The organism is Nonomuraea sp. NPDC050536 (assembly GCF_044457685.1).
Taxonomy (GTDB): domain Bacteria; phylum Actinomycetota; class Actinomycetes; order Streptosporangiales; family Streptosporangiaceae; genus Nonomuraea.
Genome location: NZ_JBITHD010000004.1, coordinates 109327 through 128550, shown reverse-complemented (window position 1 = coordinate 128550; position 19224 = coordinate 109327). Strand labels below are relative to the sequence as shown.

Sequence of the window (19224 nt, the reverse complement as noted above, 5' to 3'; positions counted from 1 at the left end):
ACTCCCCGTGACCGTGAATGGGCCCCCTTCTGTGCTTGTCTTACAGGGACACCGACATGTCGGGTAGGCCCAGATATTCAGCGGGGTGGGGCGGCGTCGAAGGCGTCCAGGATGACCCGGGTGGCGTCCAGATCCCGCGTGGTCGCGCCCAGGCTCGACACCGCGATCGGGCCCGGCCAGGTGTGGCCGCCGCCCCTGATCGTGTACAGGGTCAGGGCGGCGCCGGGTGCGCAGTTCCGCCAGCTGCTCCGCCGTACATCCGAAGAAAGTGAGATATTTCGGGACTTTGTGCAGCCGAGGACGGTCGCCCAGCCGTCCACCACCCGCGCGACCGGCGGCAGCACGATCATGTCGGCCAGGCCGCGCAACCGGCCCGAGGCGTCCCGGAAGGGATGGCCGCCGCGATAGGGCACAATGCGGTCCGCATCACCATGGAAGGCCACGATCACGGTCGGCTTGGCCTCCTTGCACGGCTCGACGATGTTGATCCCGGCCACCGGCGCCACCCCGGCCAGCCGCCCGGCCAGCCCGCACACCAGCGCCGCCGCCATCCCCGCGCCGTACGACATCCCGGCGGCGAACTCCCTGCCCCTGTCCGCGCACAGCCCGCCCTCCAAGTGATCCAGCAGCGCGGCCAGGAAAGCGGTGTCGTCGGGGCCGTAGGTGTGCGGCAGCGTCCAGCCCAGCCTGCCCTCGGCCGCCTGCGGCGTGGCCACGATGTAGCCGCGCGCCGCGCCCACCTCGGGCAGCCGGCTGTAGGCGGCCTGCCGCGCGGCCGTCGAGCCCAGCCCGTGCAGGTCGAGCAGCACCGGGTGCGGGCCGCGGCCCTTGGGGACCCGCAGCAGGTAGACGCGCTCCAGCCCGCCGAAGCGCATCGTGTGCCTGCCGGACTCCAGCTTGGCACCCTTGCATCCGTCGGCGCTGTGACGGGCCTCCTGCTGGGCCTCCTGCTGGGGCTGCTGGCGCGGCTCGGGCTGGACGGCGGTGCACCCCGCCCCCAGCAGTACGGCGAGCAGCCCGCCGATCGCGCGTGGAAGTCTCATACCTGCCCGCTGATGTCGCCCTCTCGCCCGAACCCCCGCCCCTGAAGGTAGCTCTCCACCCACCCGCCCGTCACCGGGTCGATGTGTGGCCGGGGTGGGAAGCCGGCGCCGATACGCTGGTCAGCATGATCGAGGTGGGTGAGACGACGGCGCGGGCGCTGCTGCGCAGGCTGGCCGTCGAGCAGGCCGAGTCCAGGATCCCGTCGCTGTGCGCGGCCATCGTCCGCGACGGCGGGCTGGCCTGGTTCGGCGCGCGCGGCCGGGTAGGCGGTGCCGCGCCGACGCAGGACACGCAGTACCGGCTGGGCTCCATCACCAAGTCCATGGTGGCCGTGGTCATCATGCGGTTGCGCGACGAGGGCCGCCTCGACCTGCTCGACCCGCTCGGCAAGCACCTGCCCGGCACCCCCTTCGGCGAGGTCACCATCGCCCAGCTGCTGTCGCACACCGGCGGCCTGACCGCCGAACCTCCTACCGCCTGGTGGGAACGCACCCCCGGCCTGCCCGCCGACCAACTGCTGGACCGCCTCGGCGACCAGGAGCGCAAGCACCGGCCCGGCCGTATGTTCCACTACACCAACCTCGGCTTCGGCCTGCTCGGCGAGGTGATCGGGCGCCTGCGCGGCCACGGCTGGCTGCAGGCCGTACAGCAGGAGATCCTGCAGCCGCTCGGCATGGACGGCACGACCGACCGCCCGCGCGCGCCGCACGCCACCGGCTACGCCGTGCACCCCTTCGCCGACGTGCTGCTGCCCGAGCCCGAACACGACGCCCAGGCCATGGCGCCCGCCGGGCAGCTGTGGTCCACGCCGCGCGACCTGGCCAGATGGGCGGCCTTCGTGGCCGGCGACACCGGCGGCGTGCTGTCAGCCGACACCCTGTCCGAGATGCGCGAACCCGCCACCGTCGAAGACGGCGACGCCTGGACCTCCGGCTACGGGCTGGGCCTGCAACTGGCCCGCGCCGGCGGGCGCCGCCTGGCCGGGCACACCGGGTCCATGCCCGGCTTCCTGTCCACCGTGTGGGCCGACCCGGCCGACAAGCTCGGCGTGCTGTTCATGGCCAACACCACCTCCGGCATCAGCCGCACCCTGGCGGTGGAGCTGCTGTCCATCATGGCCGAGCACGAGCCCCGCCTGCCCGAGGAGTGGCAGCCCGCCCCCGCCGACCCCGACCTGCTCGCCCTCACCGGGCTGTGGCACTGGGGTCCGGCCGCCTACACGCTCAGCCTGCTGCCCGACCGGGGCCTCGCGCTCGCGCCGCTCAACGGCCGCGGCCGGGCCTCCCGCTTCGTCCCGCAGGACGACGGCACCTGGCTCGGCCTGGACGGCTACTACGCGGGCGAGACGCTGCGCGTAGCCGCCGACCACCTCGACCTCAACACCTTCATCTTCACCCGCACCCCCTACCAGCCCGACGCCCCTATCCCCGGCGGCACCCAACCCTGGGCCTGATCCCGCAGGGTTATCGTCCCGGTACGGCCGAGGTAATCGGATCCGGTGAGGTCGCGCGAGCGGCTTGTCGTCTTGTTCAGTTTGCCTGGGTGGTGTGGGTTGCGGTGAAGGCCAGGAGGGTTGCGGCTGTCCGCGGCGGGTCCTCGAGCATGGGTGAATGTCCGACATCGGACAGCAACTCGACCCTCGCGCCCGGAACGGCGCGGTAGTCGGCGGCGGAGGAGGAGGATCGCCATCTCCGGTCTTCCTTGCCGAAGATGACCAGCAGCGGCTTGCCGAGGGCCGTCAGCCGATCGGGAAGCGCGCGCTTCGTCAGGTAGTCGTCGGCTGCCAGCGATGTCGAGGTGAGCGCGTGGTAGGTCATGCCGCGCACATCGTCGACGAGCTGTTGCGGGATCTTGTAGCCGCGGCTGCTGAACGCGGTGCCCATACCCTGGCGAACAATGTCGTCGGTCCGAACCCGCCACAGCAGTTGCCCGACGACGGGGACGAACAACAGTTGACCGACGAACCCGTCTGAGATGAAGGCGTCCATTCGGGGCCCGGAGTCGATGAGCGCGAGCGCGGTCACCAGGTCGCGTCGTTGCTCGGCCAGAGCGGTGGCGACCGAGCCGCCGGTGGAATGGCCGACCACGATGGCGTGCTTCACGCCGAGCCGGTCCAGTGCCGCGCCGACCCGGCGTCCCTGCTCCGGGATCGCATAGCCCCCGCCGGCCGGTTTGGCGGACCGGCCGTGCCCGAGCAGGTCGACCCGGATGACGCGATAGGACCGCGCCAGCATCGGAATCAGCGGGTCCCACCAGCGGGTCGACCCGCCGAGCCCGTGGATCAGTACGAGTGCCGGGGCATCGCTGGGGCCGTCCTGGCTCACGTGGATGCTCCCGCCCTCAAGAGGCAGGATCGAATCTCCCGTGGCCTCGGCGTCCTGCCGTGACACCACCATCGTGTTCGCCAAGAGCAGCCCGACGATCGCGACGATGATGGCCGAGGCGATGATGTAGCGCTTGCGGCGGCGTCCCGCGCGTCTCACGTCCGGCTCCCCGTCAGGAGACCGCGGATCGGCGACGTCCAACCCCGAAGGAATAGTCATGAGCCCACTGTCGCCGTCCGTACGCGCCGGTGGCTTGGACAAATGTTCCCGCCAGCCGGCCCGCCTAGCATGTGAGAATGCGGCACGCCAGCCGTGGCGGCGGGCAAGCATCCCCGACTCGCCGGAAGCGCCGGTCATAGGCCCCCGGCCGAAGTATGGCGGGCGGCCGGTCGCGGCGGCATGCCGTAACGAGATAGAGCGACGCACGTCCTGAGAGGAAGGTCGGGGTGGCAGCGGGCGGCCGGTCGCGGCGGCATGCCGTAACGGGATTGAGCGTCCTGGGCTAGATAGAGCGACGCACGTCCTGGGAGGAAGGTCGGGGTGGCAGCATGGGGGCTGTGCGTGTGGGGATTCTGGGGCCGCTGCAGGTGGAGGGGGCCGAGATCGGCGGGGCGCGGCTGCGCTGGCTGCTGGTGCGGCTGGCTCTGGCCGCGGGCCGGCCGGTGACGGTGGAGGAGCTGGCCGAGGCGCTGTGGCCCGAGGCCAGGCCCGCCGACCCGGCCAACGCCGTGCAGTCGCTGGTGTCGCGGCTGCGCCGCGCCCTACCCGAGCCTGCCGCGCTGGCCTCGGTGCCCGGCGGCTACCGGTTGCAGGCCGACACCGACGAGCGCGAGTTCCACGACTTGGTACGGCAGGCCGCCCAAGCCACCCCCGCCACCGCCGCCGACCTGCTGGACCAGGCTCTGGCCCTGTGGCGCGGACCGGCGCTCGGCGAGGTGTCCACGGCCCCCTTCGCGCAGGGACACGTCGTGCGCCTGGAGGAAAGCCACCTCACCGCACTCGAGCAGCGCGCCGAAGCCCACCTGAAGCTCGCCACCCAGCCAGGCACCGACACCCACCCGACACAAGCCGCCCCGCCAACAAACGACCGCCACCCAGCACAAGCCGCCCCGCCAACAGCCGACGGCAACATGGCACAAGCCGCACGGCCGGCTCCGGGCGCGCGGAAAGGTGTCGAGGAGCTGGTGGCCGAGCTGGGCGAGCTGGCCGCCCGCCACCCGCTGCGCGAACACGTGCACGCCCTGCGCATCGAGGCGCTGCGCGCCGCAGGACGGCACGCCGAGGCGCTGGCCGCCTACGAGGAGATCCGCGCCCGGCTGGCCGAGGAGCTGGGCGCCGATCCCGGCCCGCGCCTGCGTGAGCTGCACGCCCTGCTGCTGGCCCGCCCCGAGCCGATCCGGCCAGTGCGCACGAACCTGCGGCTGCCGCTGACCAGCTTCGTCGGCCGCGCCGCCGAGGTGGAGCGCCTGCGCAGGTTACTGCGAGAACAGCGGCTGGTGACGCTGGTCGGGCCGGGCGGCGCCGGCAAGACCCGGCTGGCCACCACGGTCGCGGCCACGCTGGATCAGTCGGTGTGGCTGGCCGAGCTGGCGCCGGTCACCGATCCCGACGACGTCGCCCAAGCCGTGCTCGGCGTGCTGGGCCAGCGTCCCGTGCCGGCCGCGATCGGGCCGCGCGACACCGTGGGCAGGCTGGTGGAGGCGCTGGCCGGGCCGCCGGTGCTGCTCGTGCTCGACAACTGCGAGCACCTGCTGGAGGCGGTCGCGCACCTGGCAGAGGAGCTGCTCGGCCGCTGCCCCGGGCTGCGGGTGCTGGCCACCAGCCGCGAGCCGCTGGCCATCGGCGGCGAGAGTTTGTGCCCGGTACCGCCGCTGCCGGTCGAGCCGGCGGTGCGGCTGTTCACCGACCGGGTGGCAGCCGTGCGGCCCGGCTTCGGCCTCGACGACGGCAACGCCGAGACCGTACGCGAGATCTGCCGCCGCCTGGACGGGCTGCCGCTGGCCATCGAACTGGCCGCGGCCCGGCTGCGCGCCCTCACGCTGCGCCAACTGGCCGACCGGCTCGACGACCGCTTCCTGCTGCTGAGCGGCGGCAGCCGTACCGCGCTGCCAAGGCACCAGACGCTGCGCGCGGTCGTGGCCTGGAGCTGGGACCTGCTGGAGGCCGACGAGCGGCGGCTGATCGAGCAGCTGTCGGTCTTCTCCGGCGGCTTCGACCTGCCGGCGGCCGAGCACCTGGGCGGCACGCTCGACCTGCTGGCAGCGCTGGTGGACAAGTCGCTGCTGCAGCCGGCCGGCGAGGGCCGCTACCGGATGCTGGAGACCATCCGCGAGTACGGGCTGGAACGCCTGGCCGAATCCGGGCGGATCGCCGCGGCCCGCGCCGGTCACGCCGCCTACTTCGTGGCCCTGGCCGAGCGCCGCGAGCCGCAGCTGCGCGGTCACGGGCAGCTGGAGGCCATCGAGCAGCTGCTGGCCGAGCACGACAACCTGCTGGCCGCGCTGCACTTCGCCGTCGACTCACGCGACGCCGACACAGCGGTACGGCTGGCCGCGGCGTTGGGGGTGTTCTGGACGATCCGCGGCAGCCTGCACGACTCGGCCTCCTGGCTGCGCAGGGCGCTGGAGGTGCCGGGCCCGGCGCCGCGGGTGGCCAGGGTGGTCGCCTCGGCCGTCTACCTGATCAACGGGGCGCTGGGCGACGTCGGCGTCAGCACCGAGGCCGTGGTGCGCGAGCTGAGCGGGATGTTCAACGGCGGCGAGCCGGAGCTGGGTCACCCGATCCTGGCGCTGCTGGAGCCGGCGGTGGCGTTGTTCTCCGACGACTACGAGCTGGGCATGGCCGCGGTGGAGCGGCGGCTTTCTCATCCGGATCCGTGGGCGCGCGGCATGCTGCTGCTGATCAGGGCCGCGATCCGGGAGAACGACGGCGACATGGCGGCCTCGCGTGCGGACCTGGTGGCCGCCACCGAGATGCTCGAGCCCACCGGGGAGCGGTGGGCTCTGTCGCTGGCGATGACCGCGCTGGCCGAGGCGCACACCGTCTTCGGCGACTACGACCTGGCCATTCCCGCCATGCAGGAGGCCATGCGGCTGATGCTGGAGCTCAATCCCGACGACGATCCGGCTCACCAGCGCGTCTCGCAGGCCACCATCCGCATCCGGCAGGGCCAGCTGGAGCGGGCCAGGGCGGAGCTGGACAAGATCACCAGCGGCGGGCCGGAGACGCCGGGGCACGAGGCTTCCTTCGCCCGCTCCGTACTGGGCGACCTGGCGCGCGCCGAGGGTGATCTGGAGCGGGCGCGCAAGGAGTACGAGGCGGCCGAGGCGCTGCTGGTGGGGGCGCGCACGGTCGCGCCGCAGTTCCGCGCGCTGGTGCTGGCCGGTATCGCCCATCTGGCGGTGGCCTGCGGCGAGCTGGACGAGGCAGCGGCCTCGCTCGAGCGCGCGGTGGAGCTGACGTTGCTGGTCAAGGACATGCCGGTGCTGGCCAGGGTCGGCGTGGCGGTGGCAGAGCTGCGCGCCTGCCAGGGCCGGCCGGTGGCGGCGGCCGAGACGTTGGGCGCCGCCGAACAGTTGCGCGGCGCCCCCGACGCGGGCGACCAGGACGTGGCCCGCATCGCCGCGCTCCTGCGTGACCGGCTCGGCCAGGAGTACGACACCGCCTACGCCCGTGGCCGCGCCCTGCGCCGCGCCGACGCCCTGGCCCTGGTCTGCGACCACCTGGCAGCGGGTCAGGTGCGGCGCCGGTAGGCGCGTACCGCCAGGGGCGCGAACACCGCCAGGAGCACCAGCCCCGAGGCCAGGGTCCAGACCACCGAGGAGCCCACCGGGCCGCCGAGCATCAGCGCGCGGGAGGCGTTCATGGCGTGGTTGACCGGGTTGATGTCGGTCCAGGCCTGCAGCCAGCCCGGCAGCGTGCTCTTCGGGGTGATCATGCTGGTGCCGAACGTCAGCGGGAACAGCACGATGAACGCCGTGCCCTGCACCCCGCCCGGCTCGCGCATCAGCACCCCGAGCAGTACGAAGGTCCAGCTGACGCAGAAGGAGAAGAACACCGTCAGCAGGCAGGCCGCCAGCGCCGACAACGGGTCGGTGCCGATGCGGAAGCCCAGCGCGTAGCCGAAGCCGAGCAGCACCACGATGGCCACCAGGTAGCGGATGAGGTCGCCGAGGACCGAGCCGATCAGCGGCGCCGAGCGGGCGATGGGCAGGCTGCGGAAGCGGTCGAAGACGCCCTTCTTGATGTCGGTGTTGAGGTTGACGCCGGTGGCCATGCCGCCGAACATCACCGTCTGCACCATGATCGCCGGGAGCAGGAACTGCAGGTAGTCGTGGGTGTTGCCGGATACGGCGCCGCCCAGCAGGAACACGTAGATGACCACGAACATGATCGGCTGCAGGGTGACGTCGAGCAGCTGCTCGGGGGAGCGCAGTGTCTTGACGACGCTGCGCTGGGCCAGCGCCAGGCTGTGGCGGACCAGCCCGAACGGCCTGCGCTCGATCCGGGCCGGGGCCGCGGTGGAGCGGGACAACGTGGTGGTCACGCGGCCTCCTCGGTGTGGTGGCCCGTCAGGGTGAAGAACACCTCGTCCAGGCTGGGCAGGCGCAGCGACAGCTCGGTCACGGCGATCCCGGCGCCCGCCAGCCGGGCGACGATCTCGGTGAAGGCGGCGTCGCCGTCGACGGGGACGGTCACCACGTCGCGGCCGGGAGATTCGGTCTCGCGGCCCGCGACGGCGGCGATGAGGGCGGCCGCCTCGGCCAGGCGAGCCGGGTCGGCGGGCCGTACCAGCACGGTCTGGCCGCCCACGACGCGCTTGAGGTCGGCGGGGGTGCCGTGCGCGATGACCTTGCCGTGGTCGATGACGGAGATGTCGTCGGCCAGCGCGTCGGCCTCCTCCAGGTACTGCGTGGTCAGCAGCACGGTGACGCCGTCGGCCACCAGTTTGCGCACGATGGCCCACACGTCCTCGCGCTTGGCCGGGTCCAGCCCGGTGGTCGGCTCGTCCAGGAAGATGACCTCAGGTCGGCCGACCAGGGAGGCGGCCAGGTCAAGGCGGCGGCGCATGCCGCCGGAATAGGTGGAGACCCGGCGGTCCCCGGCCTCGGCCAGGCCGAAGTCGGCCAGCAGCTGGGCGGCGCGCACCTGGGCGTCGCTGGAGCGCAGGTCAAGCAGCTTGCCGATCAGCACCAGGTTCTCGCGGCCGGTCAGGTCCTCATCGACCGAGGCGTACTGGCCCGTCAGGCCGATGCGGCTGCGCACCTTGGCGGGCTGGCGCGCCACGTCCAGGCCGGCCACGCTGGCGCGGCCGGCGTCGGCGCGCAGCAGCGTGGCCAGGATGCGTACGGCGGTGGTCTTGCCCGCGCCGTTGGGTCCCAGCACACCCAGCACCGTGCCCTGGCGCGCGGCCAGGTCGATGCCGTCCAGTGCGGTGGTCTTGCCGAAGCGTTTGACCAGGCCTTCGGCTTCGAATGCGTTCATGCGATACATCGTGAGCGGCGCCGCTGACATATCGCGCACAGAACGCTGTCAGATGGTGAAGTCCCGATCCAGGGGGAAGATCGGCCGCGTGAGGTTGCGGTACGGCAGGCGCTGCAGGTCCTGGTCGACGCCGCCGGGCGTGAGCGCCAGCATCCAATCGGCGGCGGCCTCGAACAGCTCCGGCTCCAGGTAGCCGATCTTGACGGTGACCACGCCGACCTCGGCGACGTCCACGCCCAGCAGGCGGTAGGACTCCAGCAGCCGGTACTGCATGCGGCGCGAGGTGATGAACACGCTCAGCCCGCCGACGCGGACGGAGGCCACCCGGCCGCCGTTGGGGTCGTCGGCCAGCGCCTCCAGCGTGCCCTCCAGCAGCAGCGGCCCGGGCTCGCGGGTGTCGATGCGGCCGCCGGCGCGCACGCTGACCGGCGAGCCGACCGGCAGGTGGCCGATGCGCGCCACCGCCTCGGGGTCGAACAGCGAGGCGAACACCGCGCGCACCGACCCGTCGCGGATCTCGGGCCTGGCCAGCATCCGCTCCAGCGCGTAGGTGACGTCGTCGGCGCCGCCCGCGCCCGGGTTGTCGCCGGAGTCGCTGATGAAGTACGGCCGGCCCGCGCCCTCCTTCAGCGCCGCGTCCAGGCAGTCGTCCATCGAGCCCGTCGGCGCCACGAACGCGAAGTCCTCGCGCGCCTGCCAGAACGCCTGCCCCAGCTCGCGTGCGGCCTGGTCGGTGGCGGCGGCGTCGGTGCCGGTCGCCACGACCGCGCCCATGCAGCGCGGCTCGTCGGCCCAGGCGAAGCCGATCCAGATCGCCACGTCGATCACGCCCGGCCTGGCCTCGATCGCCGGGATGCGGGCGTACAGGCTCTTGGCCGGTTCGATGCGGGTGCTGGTCATCTCGCCGGGCAGCAGGATCGGCACGTGCACCAGCGCCTTGTGCGGCCGGTCGCCACCGGTTTCAGCACGGCGCAGCGCCTCGATGAGGTTGCGGGCGGCGCGCTCGCGCGTCTCCCACACGTCCACGTGCGGCGCAGTGCGGTAGCAGGTCAGCAGGTCGCAGCCGTCGAACAGGGTCTGGGAGACGTTGCCGTGCAGGTCCATCGCGGTCGACACCAGCGGCTCGGATCCGATCACCTGGCGGATGGCGGTGATCAGGTCACCCTCGGCGTCCTGGCGGCCCACCACGCTCATCGCGCCGTGGATGTCCAGCAGCATCCCGTCGAAGGAGCCCTGTGCCAGGCCGTCGACGATCTCGGCCTTCCAGGCGTCGTAGGCGGCCGGCTCGACCGCGCCGCCGGGCAGCGCGCGGGCGTGCACCAGCGGCACCCACTCCACCTCGGCCGCCCAGGCGTCGGTCAGCCAGCCGTACCTGTCGAGCAGGGCCTGGCCGCGGGTGACGTCGAAGTCGGCGGTGCCGGAAAGGTGCGGCGAGAAGGTGCTGGACTCGATGTGGATGCCGCCGATGGCGACGCGGAGGGGGCGGGGCACGATGGCAGAGCTCCTTCAGGCGGTGTATTCGCGCACCAGATGGCCGAGCCCGATCAGGGCCGCATCCGGGCCGGCCAGGCTGGCCTCGATGGACAGGGACTGGGTCAGCGAGGGCAGGCAGCGTTCGTAGAGCATGCCCTTGGCTGCCGCCACGTAGACGTCCAGGCTCGACAGGGAGCCGCCGATGACGACGCTGTCGGGGTTGAGGAAGTTGACCAGGCCCGACAGGGCCACGCCGAGCAGCCGGCCGGCCTGGCGTACCAGGGTGACCACGGCGGGGTCGGCGTTCTCGGTGGCGGCGATGACGTCGCGGGTGCTGGCCACGGAAAGGCCGCGCTCGGCCAGCTCGCGCACCAGCGCGGCGCCGCTGGCGACGGTCTCCAGGCAGCCGCGGCTGCCGCAGGAACACTCGCGTTCGCCGCTGTCGGCCACCCGCACGTGGGTGACGTCGCCGCTCAGGCCGCGGCCGCCGCGGTAGACCTGGCCACCGGAGACCAGGCAGCCGCCGATGCCGGTGCCGGCCTTGACGTAGATCATGTCGCCTGGCTCGCGGCGGACGGCGTCCTCGCCGATCGCGGCGGCCTTGGCGTCGTTGTCGACGACCACGCTGACCTGGAAGCGGTCGCGCAGGTCGTTTTGCGCGTCGTAGCCGCTCCAGCCGGGCATGCGGGCCGGGCCGATGAGCCGGCCGTGCGGGAAGTCCACCGGGCCCGGCAGCGCCATGCCGACGGCCAGCAGGCTCTGGCCGGGCGCCTTGGCGGCCCTGATGCGGTCGAAGGCCTCGCTCACTTCATGGAAGATCTTCGCGGGGCCAGCTCCTATATCGATGGCGGTCTCCTCGGCCGCAAGCAGGCGCCCGCTGGGCGAGCACAGGCCGACCCGGGCGTGTCTGGCGCCGAGCTCGGCCACGGCGTACACGCCGCCCGAGTCGCGCAGGCGCAGGATCTTGGGCCGGCGCCCGCCGGTGGACTGGCCGACGCCCTCCTCCAAGATCGCGCCGTCCTCCAGCAGCCGGCGCACCACGGTGGACACCGTCGAGGGGGCGACCTGCAGGATCTCCACCAAATCCGCGCGGGAGGTGGCCTTGCCGCTCGCCAGAAGGCTGAGCGCCTGCTCGCGCAGGTTGGCAGGATCCGACATGCCTCTCCTCCTGATGAGCCACTGAATGTGCCCATCATCGAGCACGACGACGATCATCGAAAGATGTCTAGGACGCGGACTCTACCCCGAAATAAGTCCGGTGAACAAAGTGCATTTTTCGGATTGACTTCCTGCAAACCAGTCAATACATTCTCCCGCTGAGCGACCCCAGAAGGGCACGCGCACGTTCGACGAGGAGAACCATGGGGACGAGAATCCGCATCGTGAGCGGCCTGGCCGCCCTCGGGCTCGGCTTGACCGCCTGTAGTGGTGGCGGCGCCGGTAGCAGTTCGCAACAGGGCAGCGCCCAAGGCAAGGACACCGTCACGGTGGCCTTCCGCACGCCCAACTGGATCCTGCCGATCTCGGCCCCCGGCTTCACCCAGGGCGAGAACGAGATCTTCTCCACCGCCCTGTACCGCAAGCTGTACGCCTACAAGCTCGACGGGGCCAGCCAGGACAACATCGACACCGAGCGGTCGCTGGCCCAGCCGCCGGCCGTCAGCGACGGCGGCAAGACGCTGACCATCACGCTCAAGGACAACACCTGGTCCGACGGCAAGCCCATCACCACCAAGGACATCAAGTTCTGGTGGGACCTGGTCACCACCAACAAGGACAAGTGGGCCTCCTACAAGCCCGGCGGTTTCCCCGACAACATCGCCAGCTTCCAGGTCAAGGACGACAAGACCTTCTCCCTGACCACCAAGAAGGCCTACAACACCGCCTGGTTCGTCGACAACCAGCTCAACCGCATCGTCCCGATCCCCCAGCACGCCTGGGACAAGGGCGACGCCAAGCAGACCTTCACCCAGCTGACCGACGCCGCCAAGGACCCCAAGTCCTACGCCACCAACCCGCTGTGGAAGACCAACAGCGGCCCGTGGAAGCTGGCCAGCTACGTCCCCAGCGGCGAGGTCGTCCTGGCCAAGCAGGACACCTACTCCGGCAGCGACAAGCCCAAGCTCAACAAGATCGTGCTGCGGCCGTTCACCGGCGACGACGCCGAGTTCAACGTCCTGCGCGCCGGCCAGATCGACTACGGCTACATCCCGCCGGCCAACCTGTCGCAGAAGTCCTACCTGGAGTCCAAGAGCTACAAGATCTCCCCCTGGTACGGGTGGTCGATCACCTACCTGCAGCTCAACTTCAACAACCCCAAGACCGGCGCGCTGTTCAAGCAGCCCTACCTGCGCCAGTCGCTGCAGATGCTCATCGACCAGCCGACCATCAGCAAGGTCATCTGGTCCGACATGGCCGCCCCCACCTGCGGACCGGTCCCGGCCAAGCCCGGCGCCCCCGCCGGCCAGGGCTGCGCCTACGCCTTCGACCCCGCCAAGGCCAAGCAGCTGCTCGAGGCCAACGGCTGGAAGGTCACGCCCGACGGCCAGACCACCTGCCAGGACGCCGCCAAGTGCGGTGACGGCATCGCCGCCGGCACCCCGCTGAGCTTCACCGTCACCAGCCAGTCCGGCTTCACCGCCACCTCCAAGATGTTCGCCGAGATCAAGTCCCAGATGTCCAAGCTCGGCATCCAGCTGGCCATCAAGGAGGTGCCCGACTCCGTCGCGGTCACCCCGGCCTGCAAGCCGTCGGACGCCAAGTGCTCGTGGGACATGTCGTTCTTCGGCTCCCAGGGCAGCTGGTACTACCCGGCCTTCGCCTCCGGCGAGCGGCTGTTCCAGACCGACGCCCCGGTCAACCTCGGCAGCTACTCCAACCCCGAGGCCGACCAGCTCATCGACAAGGCTCAGTTCTCCGCCGACGCCGGCGCGCTGACCGCCTACAACGACTTCCTGGCCAAGGATCTGCCGGTGCTGTGGATGCCCAACCCCGTCTACCAGGTCTCGGCCTACAAGTCCGACCTGCAGGGCGTCGACCCACAGGACCCGATGAACCTGATGTACTTCCAAGACTGGTCCTGGAAGAGCTGACCCGATGGCCCGCTACCTCCTGATGCGCCTGGGCCAGGCCCTGGTCATCGTGATCCTGGTGACGCTGATCACGTTCGTGATCCTGCACTTCCTGCCAGGCGGCGCGGCGCGGGCCATCTTGGGCAAGGAAGCGACGCTGGAACAGATCGCCGCCTTCAACCACGAGATGGGATACGACCGGCCGCTGTGGGAGCAGTACGCGCTGTACCTGCAGCGGCTGGTCCGCGGCGATCTGGGCTACTCCTTCCAGCTCAACCAGTCGGTGGCCGAGGCCATCGGCCAGCGCCTGCCCAAGACCATGCTGCTGTCGCTGGCCTCGACCCTGCTGGCGATCGTGGTCGCCATCCCGCTGGGTGTGGTGCAGGCCGTGCGCCGCAACAAGTGGCCCGACTACACCATCAACGCCGCCTCCCTGCTCGCCTACGCCACACCGATCTTCTTCATGGGCCTCATGATGATCATCCTGTTCTCGCAGGTGTGGCCGGTCCTGCCGCCCGAGGCTCCGCAAGGGTTCACCATGGCCGAGGTGCTGGCCGACCCGGCGGGGCTGGTGCTGCCCACCGTCACGCTGGCCATCCTCACCGTCGCGGTCTACTCCCGGTACGTGCGCTCGTCCATGGTCGACAACCTGAACGAGAACTACGTGCGCACCGCCCGCAGCAAGGGCCTGTCGGAGAGCCGGGTGATCGTCGGGCACACGCTGCGCAACGGCCTGTTCCCTGTCATCACCCTGCTCGGCATGTATCTGCCCGCGCTGTTCTCCGGCGCCCTGGTGGTCGAGCGGCTGTTCAACTACCCGGGCATGGGGCTGCTGTTCTGGCAGTCGGCGCTCAAACGCGACTACCCGATCCTGCTCGGCGTCACGCTGCTGATCTCGGTGGCCACCGTGCTCGGCGCGCTGGTGGCCGACGTGCTCTACGCCGCGGTCGACCCGCGCGTGCGACTCAAGGCAGGCCGCTCATGACCGTTGTTGCAAACCCCCAGGAGGACGAGGCGCCGGTCCGCTCGATGTGGCGGCAGGGCCTGGAAGTCTTCTCGGAGAACAGGCTGGCCCTGGTCGGCGTGGCGATCTTCGTCCTGCTGTCGGCCTTCTGCTTCCTCGGGCCGATCTTCTACCACACCGACCAGGTCCACACCGACCTGGCCAAGGTCTTCCTGTCCCCCGGTACGGCCGGCCACCCGCTGGGCGCCGACGGCGTCGGCTACGACCAGCTGGGCCGCCTGATGCTGGGCGGGCAGACCTCCATCGTGGTCGGCCTGGCGGCAGGCCTGCTGGCCACCGTGGTCGGCACCGTGTGGGGCGCGATCGCCGGATTCGCCGGCGGCTGGCTGGACGCGGTCATGATGCGCGTGGTCGACGCCATGATGTCGATCCCGGCGCTGTTCCTGTTCATGCTCATGGCCTCGATCGTCACCCCGACCGTGCCGATGCTGATCGTCATCATCGGCGCCTTCGCCTGGCTCGGGCCCGCCCGCCTGGTCCGCGGCGAGGCTCTCACGCTGCGCACCCGCGAGTACGTCATGGCCATGCGCGGCATGGGCGGCACCGGCGGCCGCGCCGTACGCAGGCACATCATCCCCAACGCGATCGGCACCGTGATCGTCAACGCCACCTTCCAGATCGCCGACGCGATCCTGTACGTGGCCTACCTGTCCTTCCTCGGCCTGGGCGTGCCGCCGCCCGCGGCCAACTGGGGCGGCATGCTCTCCGACGGGCTGTCCGACACCTTCAGCGGCCACTGGTGGCTGCTGTATCCGCCGGGAATCGCCATCATCCTCATCGTGCTCGCCTTCAACTTCATCGGCGACGGGCTGAGGGACGTCTTCGAGGTCCGCCTCAGGAGGAGATAGCCGTGAGCTTGTTGAGGCTTGTCGACCTCAGTACCGACATCGCGCTGCGGCGCGGCACCGTGCACGCCCTCGACCAGGTCAACCTGGAGGTACGGCAGGGCGAGACGCTCGGCATCGTGGGCGAGTCGGGCAGCGGCAAGACCATGACCGTACTGTCGATCATGGGGCTGCTGCCGCCCGGCGGCCAGGTCGCCGGCGGGCAGATCCTCTTCGACGGGCGGGACCTGCAGTCCCTGCCCGCCGAGGAGCTGCGCCGGGTGCGGGGCGTGGAGATGGGCATGGTCTTCCAGGACCCGCTCACCTCGCTCAACCCCACCATGCGCATCGGCGCTCAGGTCGCCGAACCCCTGCGCGTCCACCAGGGCCTGAGCAAGGCCGAGGCGCGCGAGCGGGCCATCGAGATCCTGCGCCGGGTCGGCATGCCCCGCCCCGACAAGATCGTCGACGACTATCCGCATCAGCTGTCGGGCGGCATGCGCCAGCGCGTGGTCATCGCCATGGCGCTCATCCGCTCCCCGCGCCTGCTCATCGCCGACGAGCCCACCACGGCGCTGGACGTCACCACCCAGCGCCAGATCCTCGAGCTCATCGACGACCTGCGCGAAGAGTTCAAGATGGCGGTCATCCTGGTCACCCACGACCTCGGAGTGATCGCCAACCGCGCCGACCGGGTCGCCGTCATGTACGCCGGGCGGGTGGTGGAGACCGCCACCACGGCCGAGCTGTTCCGCTCGCCGCGCCACCGCTACACCCAGGCGCTGATGAACTCGCTGCCGGAGTCGGCGGCCGACGGGCGGCTCTACAGCATCCCCGGCCTGCCGCCGGACCTGTCACGGCCGCTGACCGGGTGCCGCTTCGCGCCGCGCTGCCGCTTCGCCACCGACGAGTGCCGCACCACCGACGTCCGCCTCATCGCCGACCCGCACTCCGCGGACGCGGGCCGTACGGCCGGCGAGACCGCCGACCTGCACCAGTTCGCCTGCCTGCACCCCGTCACCGAGGCTCTCACGATCGTGGGCTCGGCCGCCACGCCCCATGAGGCGCCGGAGAGCGCGGACACGATCCTGTCGGTGCGGGAGCTGGTCAAGGAGTACGAGGCCAGCGGCGACGGCTTCGGCAGGAGCCCCGGCAGGGTCTCGGCCGTGGCCGAGGTGTCCTTCGAGGTCAAGGCCGGCGAGACGCTCGGCATCGTGGGCGAGTCCGGCTGCGGCAAGTCCACCGTCGGCCGCCTCGTGGCCGGGCTCGAAACGCCCACCGGCGGACAGATCATCGTCGACGGCACCGACATCGCCACCCTGGACCGGCGCGCCCGCCACCGCATGCACCGGCAGGTGCAGCTGATGTTCCAGGACAGCTACGCGGCCATGAACCCGCGCATGCGCATCGACGCCATCCTGTCAGAGCCGCTGGAGATCCAGCAGGTCGGCGACTCCGCGGCCCGCCGTAACCGCATCAACCAGCTGCTCGACCAGGTCGGGCTGTCGCGGCGGGCGCTGGAGCGCTACCCGCACGAGTTCTCCGGCGGGCAGCTGCAGCGCATCGGACTGGCCAGGTCGCTGGCGCTGGAACCGCGGCTGATCGTGGCCGACGAGCCGGTCAGCGCACTGGACGTCTCCATCCAGGCGCAGGTGCTCAATCTCATGCGCGACCTGCAGCGCGAGCTCGGCCTGTCGTACGTGTTCATCAGCCACGACCTGTCTGTGGTCGACTACATGGCCGACCGGATCGGCGTGATGTACCTGGGCAAGCTGGTCGAGGTCGGGCCGGCCCGCGAGGTGGTCCGTGCCGCGCGCCACCCCTACACCCAGGCGCTCATCGACGCCGTCCCCTCCCCCGACCCGTCCCGCACGCCCAGCCCGGCCACGGCCATCCGCGGCGAGCTCCCGAGCGCGATCAACCCGCCCACCGGGTGCCGATTCCGCACCCGCTGCCCCGTGGCGCGGGACATCTGCGCCACCGAGCCCCCGCTGCGGGGCGGCCTCCACCAGGTCGCCTGCCACTTCCCGCTGCGCGAGGAAGCGGCCGCCTGACCCGCCGCCACGTGCCGGGGCCCACCCGGCACGTGGCGGGCCTCGTGACCGGTCAGAGGGTCTGGCCGATCATGAGGGTGAGGTCGATGAGGCGGTTGGCGTACCCCCACTCGTTGTCGTACCAGCCGACGACCTTGACCTGCGACCCGAGCACCCGCGTGAGCTGGGCGTCGAAGACGCAGGATGCGGGATCGGTGACGATGTCCTGGCTGACGATCGGCGCCTCGGTGTACGACAGCAGCCCCTGGTACGGCCCGGCCGCCGCCTCGGCGTAGGCCCGGTTGACCTCCTCCACCGTGGTGGGACGCAGCGTGGTCACCGTGAGATCGGTGACCGAGCCCGTCGGGACCGGCACCCGCAGCGCGAAGGCGTCGAGCCGGCCGCGCAGCTCCGGCAGCACCAGCCCGATCGCCTTGGCCGCGCCGCTGGAGGTCGGCGCGATGTTGAGTCCTGGTTGACGCCCAGCACGATCGTGACGTCCTCGCCGCTGGCCGGGGCGGCGATGACGACCTTCTTGGCGCCGCCGTCGACGTGCGCGCGGGCCCTGTCCGCCTGGGTGAACACCCCGGTGGACTCGATGACCACGTCCACGCCCAGCTCACCCCACGGCAGGCCGGCCGGATCGCGCCCGGCCAGCACCCGCACCGTCGCATGTCCGACGCGGATCGCGCCCGGCTCGGCGGCGACCTGTCCCGGGAAGCGGCCCAGGATCGAGTCGTAGGCCAGCAGGTGGGCCATGGTCGCCACCTCGCCGAGATCGTTGACCGCGACGATCTCCAGGTCCGCTCCGCGTGCCGCGGCCGCCCGGAAGAAGTTCCGCCCGATCCGTCCGAAACCATTGATACCAACACGAACAGTCATCCCAGCGCCGTCCTGGTCCACATCACCGAGGCCGGCAGGCGCAACCCGTAACCTCAGTCGTCGGTCTGCCCGGGGATAAGGTCGGGTCATGGATTACGTGCGGCTGGGAACGTCAGGGCTGAAGGTTTCGCGGATCTGTCTGGGGATGATGAGCTACGGGGACCCGGCGCAGCGCGCGTGGTTCCTGGACGAGGATGGCGGGCGGCCGATCGTGCGGGCCGCGGTCGAGGCGGGGGTGAACTACTTCGACACCGCGGACATGTATTCGAAAGGGGTCAGCGAGGAGATCACCGGGCGGCTGCTGACGGAGCTGTTCCCGCGCCGCGAGGACTACGTGCTCGCCACGAAGGTGTACTTCCCGATGGGGGACGGCCCCAACGACGCCGGGCTGTCGCGCAAGCACATCTTCGACTCGATCGATGCCTCGCTGAGGCGGCTCGGGACCGACTACGTGGACCTTTACCAGATCCACCGGTGGGACTACCAGACGCCGATCGAGGAGACGATGGAGGCGCTGCACGACGTGGTGAAGTCCGGCAAGGCGCGGTACATCGGAGCCTCGAGCATGTACGCCTGGCAGTTCGCCAAGGCGCAGCACGTCGCTCCGACGCGTTTCGTGTCCATGCAGAACCACTACAACCTGGTCTACCGGGAGGAGGAGCGGGAAATGATCCCGCTCTGCCTCGACCAGGGGGTGGGCCTGGTGCCGTGGAGCCCGCTCGCCCGGGGGATGCTGGCCGGGACCTGGGAACGCGGCGGCGTCCGATCCACGACCCGGGCCAACACCGACGCCTACGCCGAGGCTCTCTACTCCGACGACGACTTCGATGTCGTGGACGCCGTACGGGCGGTGGCGGGCGAGCACGACGTATCTCCGGCACAGATCGCGCTGGCGTGGCTGCTGGGCAAGCCCGGCGTCACCGCGCCGATCGTGGGGGCCACCAAGCTTTCGCACCTGGAGGACGCGGTCGCCGCGGTGGGGATCACGCTGGACGAGAAGGAGATCGAGCGCCTCGAGGCGCCCTATCGGCCGCACCCGGTCAGCGGCCACGAATAGCGTGCCCG

The 19224-nt window shown here is 71.1% G+C and carries 13 protein-coding genes and 1 pseudogene; 7 read left to right on the top strand and 7 right to left on the bottom strand.

Annotation, left to right across the window (positions count from 1 at the left end):
* Nucleotides 1-77: 77 nt before the first annotated feature.
* Nucleotides 78-1043 (bottom strand): alpha/beta hydrolase family esterase, encoded by a 966-nt coding sequence (locus ACIBHX_RS13680; protein ID WP_397067281.1) that lies wholly within the window; start codon nucleotides 1041-1043, stop codon nucleotides 78-80.
* Nucleotides 1044-1168: 125 nt separating this feature from the next.
* On the opposite strand from ACIBHX_RS13680, the gene ACIBHX_RS13675 reads away from it, so the two are divergent.
* On the top strand, nucleotides 1169-2497 hold the full coding sequence (locus ACIBHX_RS13675) for a serine hydrolase domain-containing protein (RefSeq protein WP_397067280.1): 1329 nt from the start codon (nucleotides 1169-1171) through the stop codon (nucleotides 2495-2497).
* A gap of 76 nt (nucleotides 2498-2573) precedes the next feature.
* On the opposite strand, the gene ACIBHX_RS13670 is transcribed toward ACIBHX_RS13675, so the two are convergent.
* Nucleotides 2574-3569 carry an alpha/beta fold hydrolase gene (locus ACIBHX_RS13670; RefSeq protein ID WP_397067278.1) on the bottom strand — a complete coding sequence of 332 codons (996 nt, stop codon included), beginning with the start codon at nucleotides 3567-3569 and terminating at the stop codon, nucleotides 2574-2576.
* A gap of 356 nt (nucleotides 3570-3925) precedes the next feature.
* Between ACIBHX_RS13670 and ACIBHX_RS13665 the strand changes: the two genes are divergently transcribed.
* Nucleotides 3926-7120 carry an AfsR/SARP family transcriptional regulator gene (locus ACIBHX_RS13665; protein ID WP_397067276.1) on the top strand — a complete coding sequence of 1065 codons (3195 nt, stop codon included), beginning with the start codon at nucleotides 3926-3928 and terminating at the stop codon, nucleotides 7118-7120.
* On the opposite strand, the gene ACIBHX_RS13660 is transcribed toward ACIBHX_RS13665, so the two are convergent.
* From ACIBHX_RS13660 to ACIBHX_RS13645, 4 genes are read right to left on the bottom strand one after another with little or no spacing between them, the layout of a single operon-like run.
* The gene (locus tag ACIBHX_RS13660; protein WP_397067274.1) at nucleotides 7102-7914 is read right to left on the bottom strand and encodes an ABC transporter permease; all 813 of its coding nucleotides are present in this window, start codon (nucleotides 7912-7914) and stop codon (nucleotides 7102-7104) included. The two genes, ACIBHX_RS13665 and ACIBHX_RS13660, sit on opposite strands and share 19 nt — an antisense overlap.
* Nucleotides 7911-8852, bottom strand: a complete 942-nt coding sequence (locus tag ACIBHX_RS13655; RefSeq protein WP_397067272.1) for an ATP-binding cassette domain-containing protein — start codon at nucleotides 8850-8852, stop codon at nucleotides 7911-7913. The genes ACIBHX_RS13660 and ACIBHX_RS13655 overlap by 4 nt, the downstream gene beginning before the upstream one ends.
* A gap of 48 nt (nucleotides 8853-8900) precedes the next feature.
* On the bottom strand, nucleotides 8901-10343 hold the full coding sequence (locus ACIBHX_RS13650; protein ID WP_397067270.1) for a M81 family metallopeptidase: 1443 nt from the start codon (nucleotides 10341-10343) through the stop codon (nucleotides 8901-8903).
* 15 nt (nucleotides 10344-10358) lie between these two features.
* Nucleotides 10359-11483 (bottom strand): ROK family protein, encoded by a 1125-nt coding sequence (locus ACIBHX_RS13645; protein WP_397067269.1) that lies wholly within the window; start codon nucleotides 11481-11483, stop codon nucleotides 10359-10361.
* Nucleotides 11484-11686: 203 nt separating this feature from the next.
* Between ACIBHX_RS13645 and ACIBHX_RS13640 the strand changes: the two genes are divergently transcribed.
* Genes ACIBHX_RS13640 through ACIBHX_RS13625 form a run of 4 tightly spaced genes read left to right on the top strand, consistent with a single transcriptional unit; the run spans nucleotide 11687 to nucleotide 17298 of the window.
* Entirely contained in the window at nucleotides 11687-13417 is a 1731-nt protein-coding gene (locus ACIBHX_RS13640) for a peptide ABC transporter substrate-binding protein (protein WP_397067267.1), read from the top strand.
* 4 nt (nucleotides 13418-13421) lie between these two features.
* Nucleotides 13422-14381: an ABC transporter permease gene (locus tag ACIBHX_RS13635; RefSeq protein WP_397067265.1), complete on the top strand. Its 960-nt coding sequence runs from the start codon at nucleotides 13422-13424 to the stop codon at nucleotides 14379-14381.
* Nucleotides 14378-15268: an ABC transporter permease gene (locus ACIBHX_RS13630; RefSeq protein ID WP_397067263.1), complete on the top strand. Its 891-nt coding sequence runs from the start codon at nucleotides 14378-14380 to the stop codon at nucleotides 15266-15268. The genes ACIBHX_RS13635 and ACIBHX_RS13630 overlap by 4 nt, the downstream gene beginning before the upstream one ends.
* A 2-nt stretch (nucleotides 15269-15270) precedes the next feature.
* A complete protein-coding gene (locus tag ACIBHX_RS13625) occupies nucleotides 15271-17298 on the top strand; it encodes a dipeptide ABC transporter ATP-binding protein (protein WP_397067261.1) in 2028 nt (675 codons plus the stop codon).
* A gap of 52 nt (nucleotides 17299-17350) precedes the next feature.
* Here ACIBHX_RS13625 and ACIBHX_RS13620 read toward each other — a convergent pair.
* A pseudogene (locus ACIBHX_RS13620) lies at nucleotides 17351-18159 on the bottom strand (type I glyceraldehyde-3-phosphate dehydrogenase).
* Nucleotides 18160-18247: 88 nt separating this feature from the next.
* On the opposite strand from ACIBHX_RS13620, the gene ACIBHX_RS13615 reads away from it, so the two are divergent.
* A complete protein-coding gene (locus tag ACIBHX_RS13615) occupies nucleotides 18248-19216 on the top strand; it encodes an aldo/keto reductase (protein ID WP_397067259.1) in 969 nt (322 codons plus the stop codon).
* Nucleotides 19217-19224: the final 8 nt, after the last annotated feature.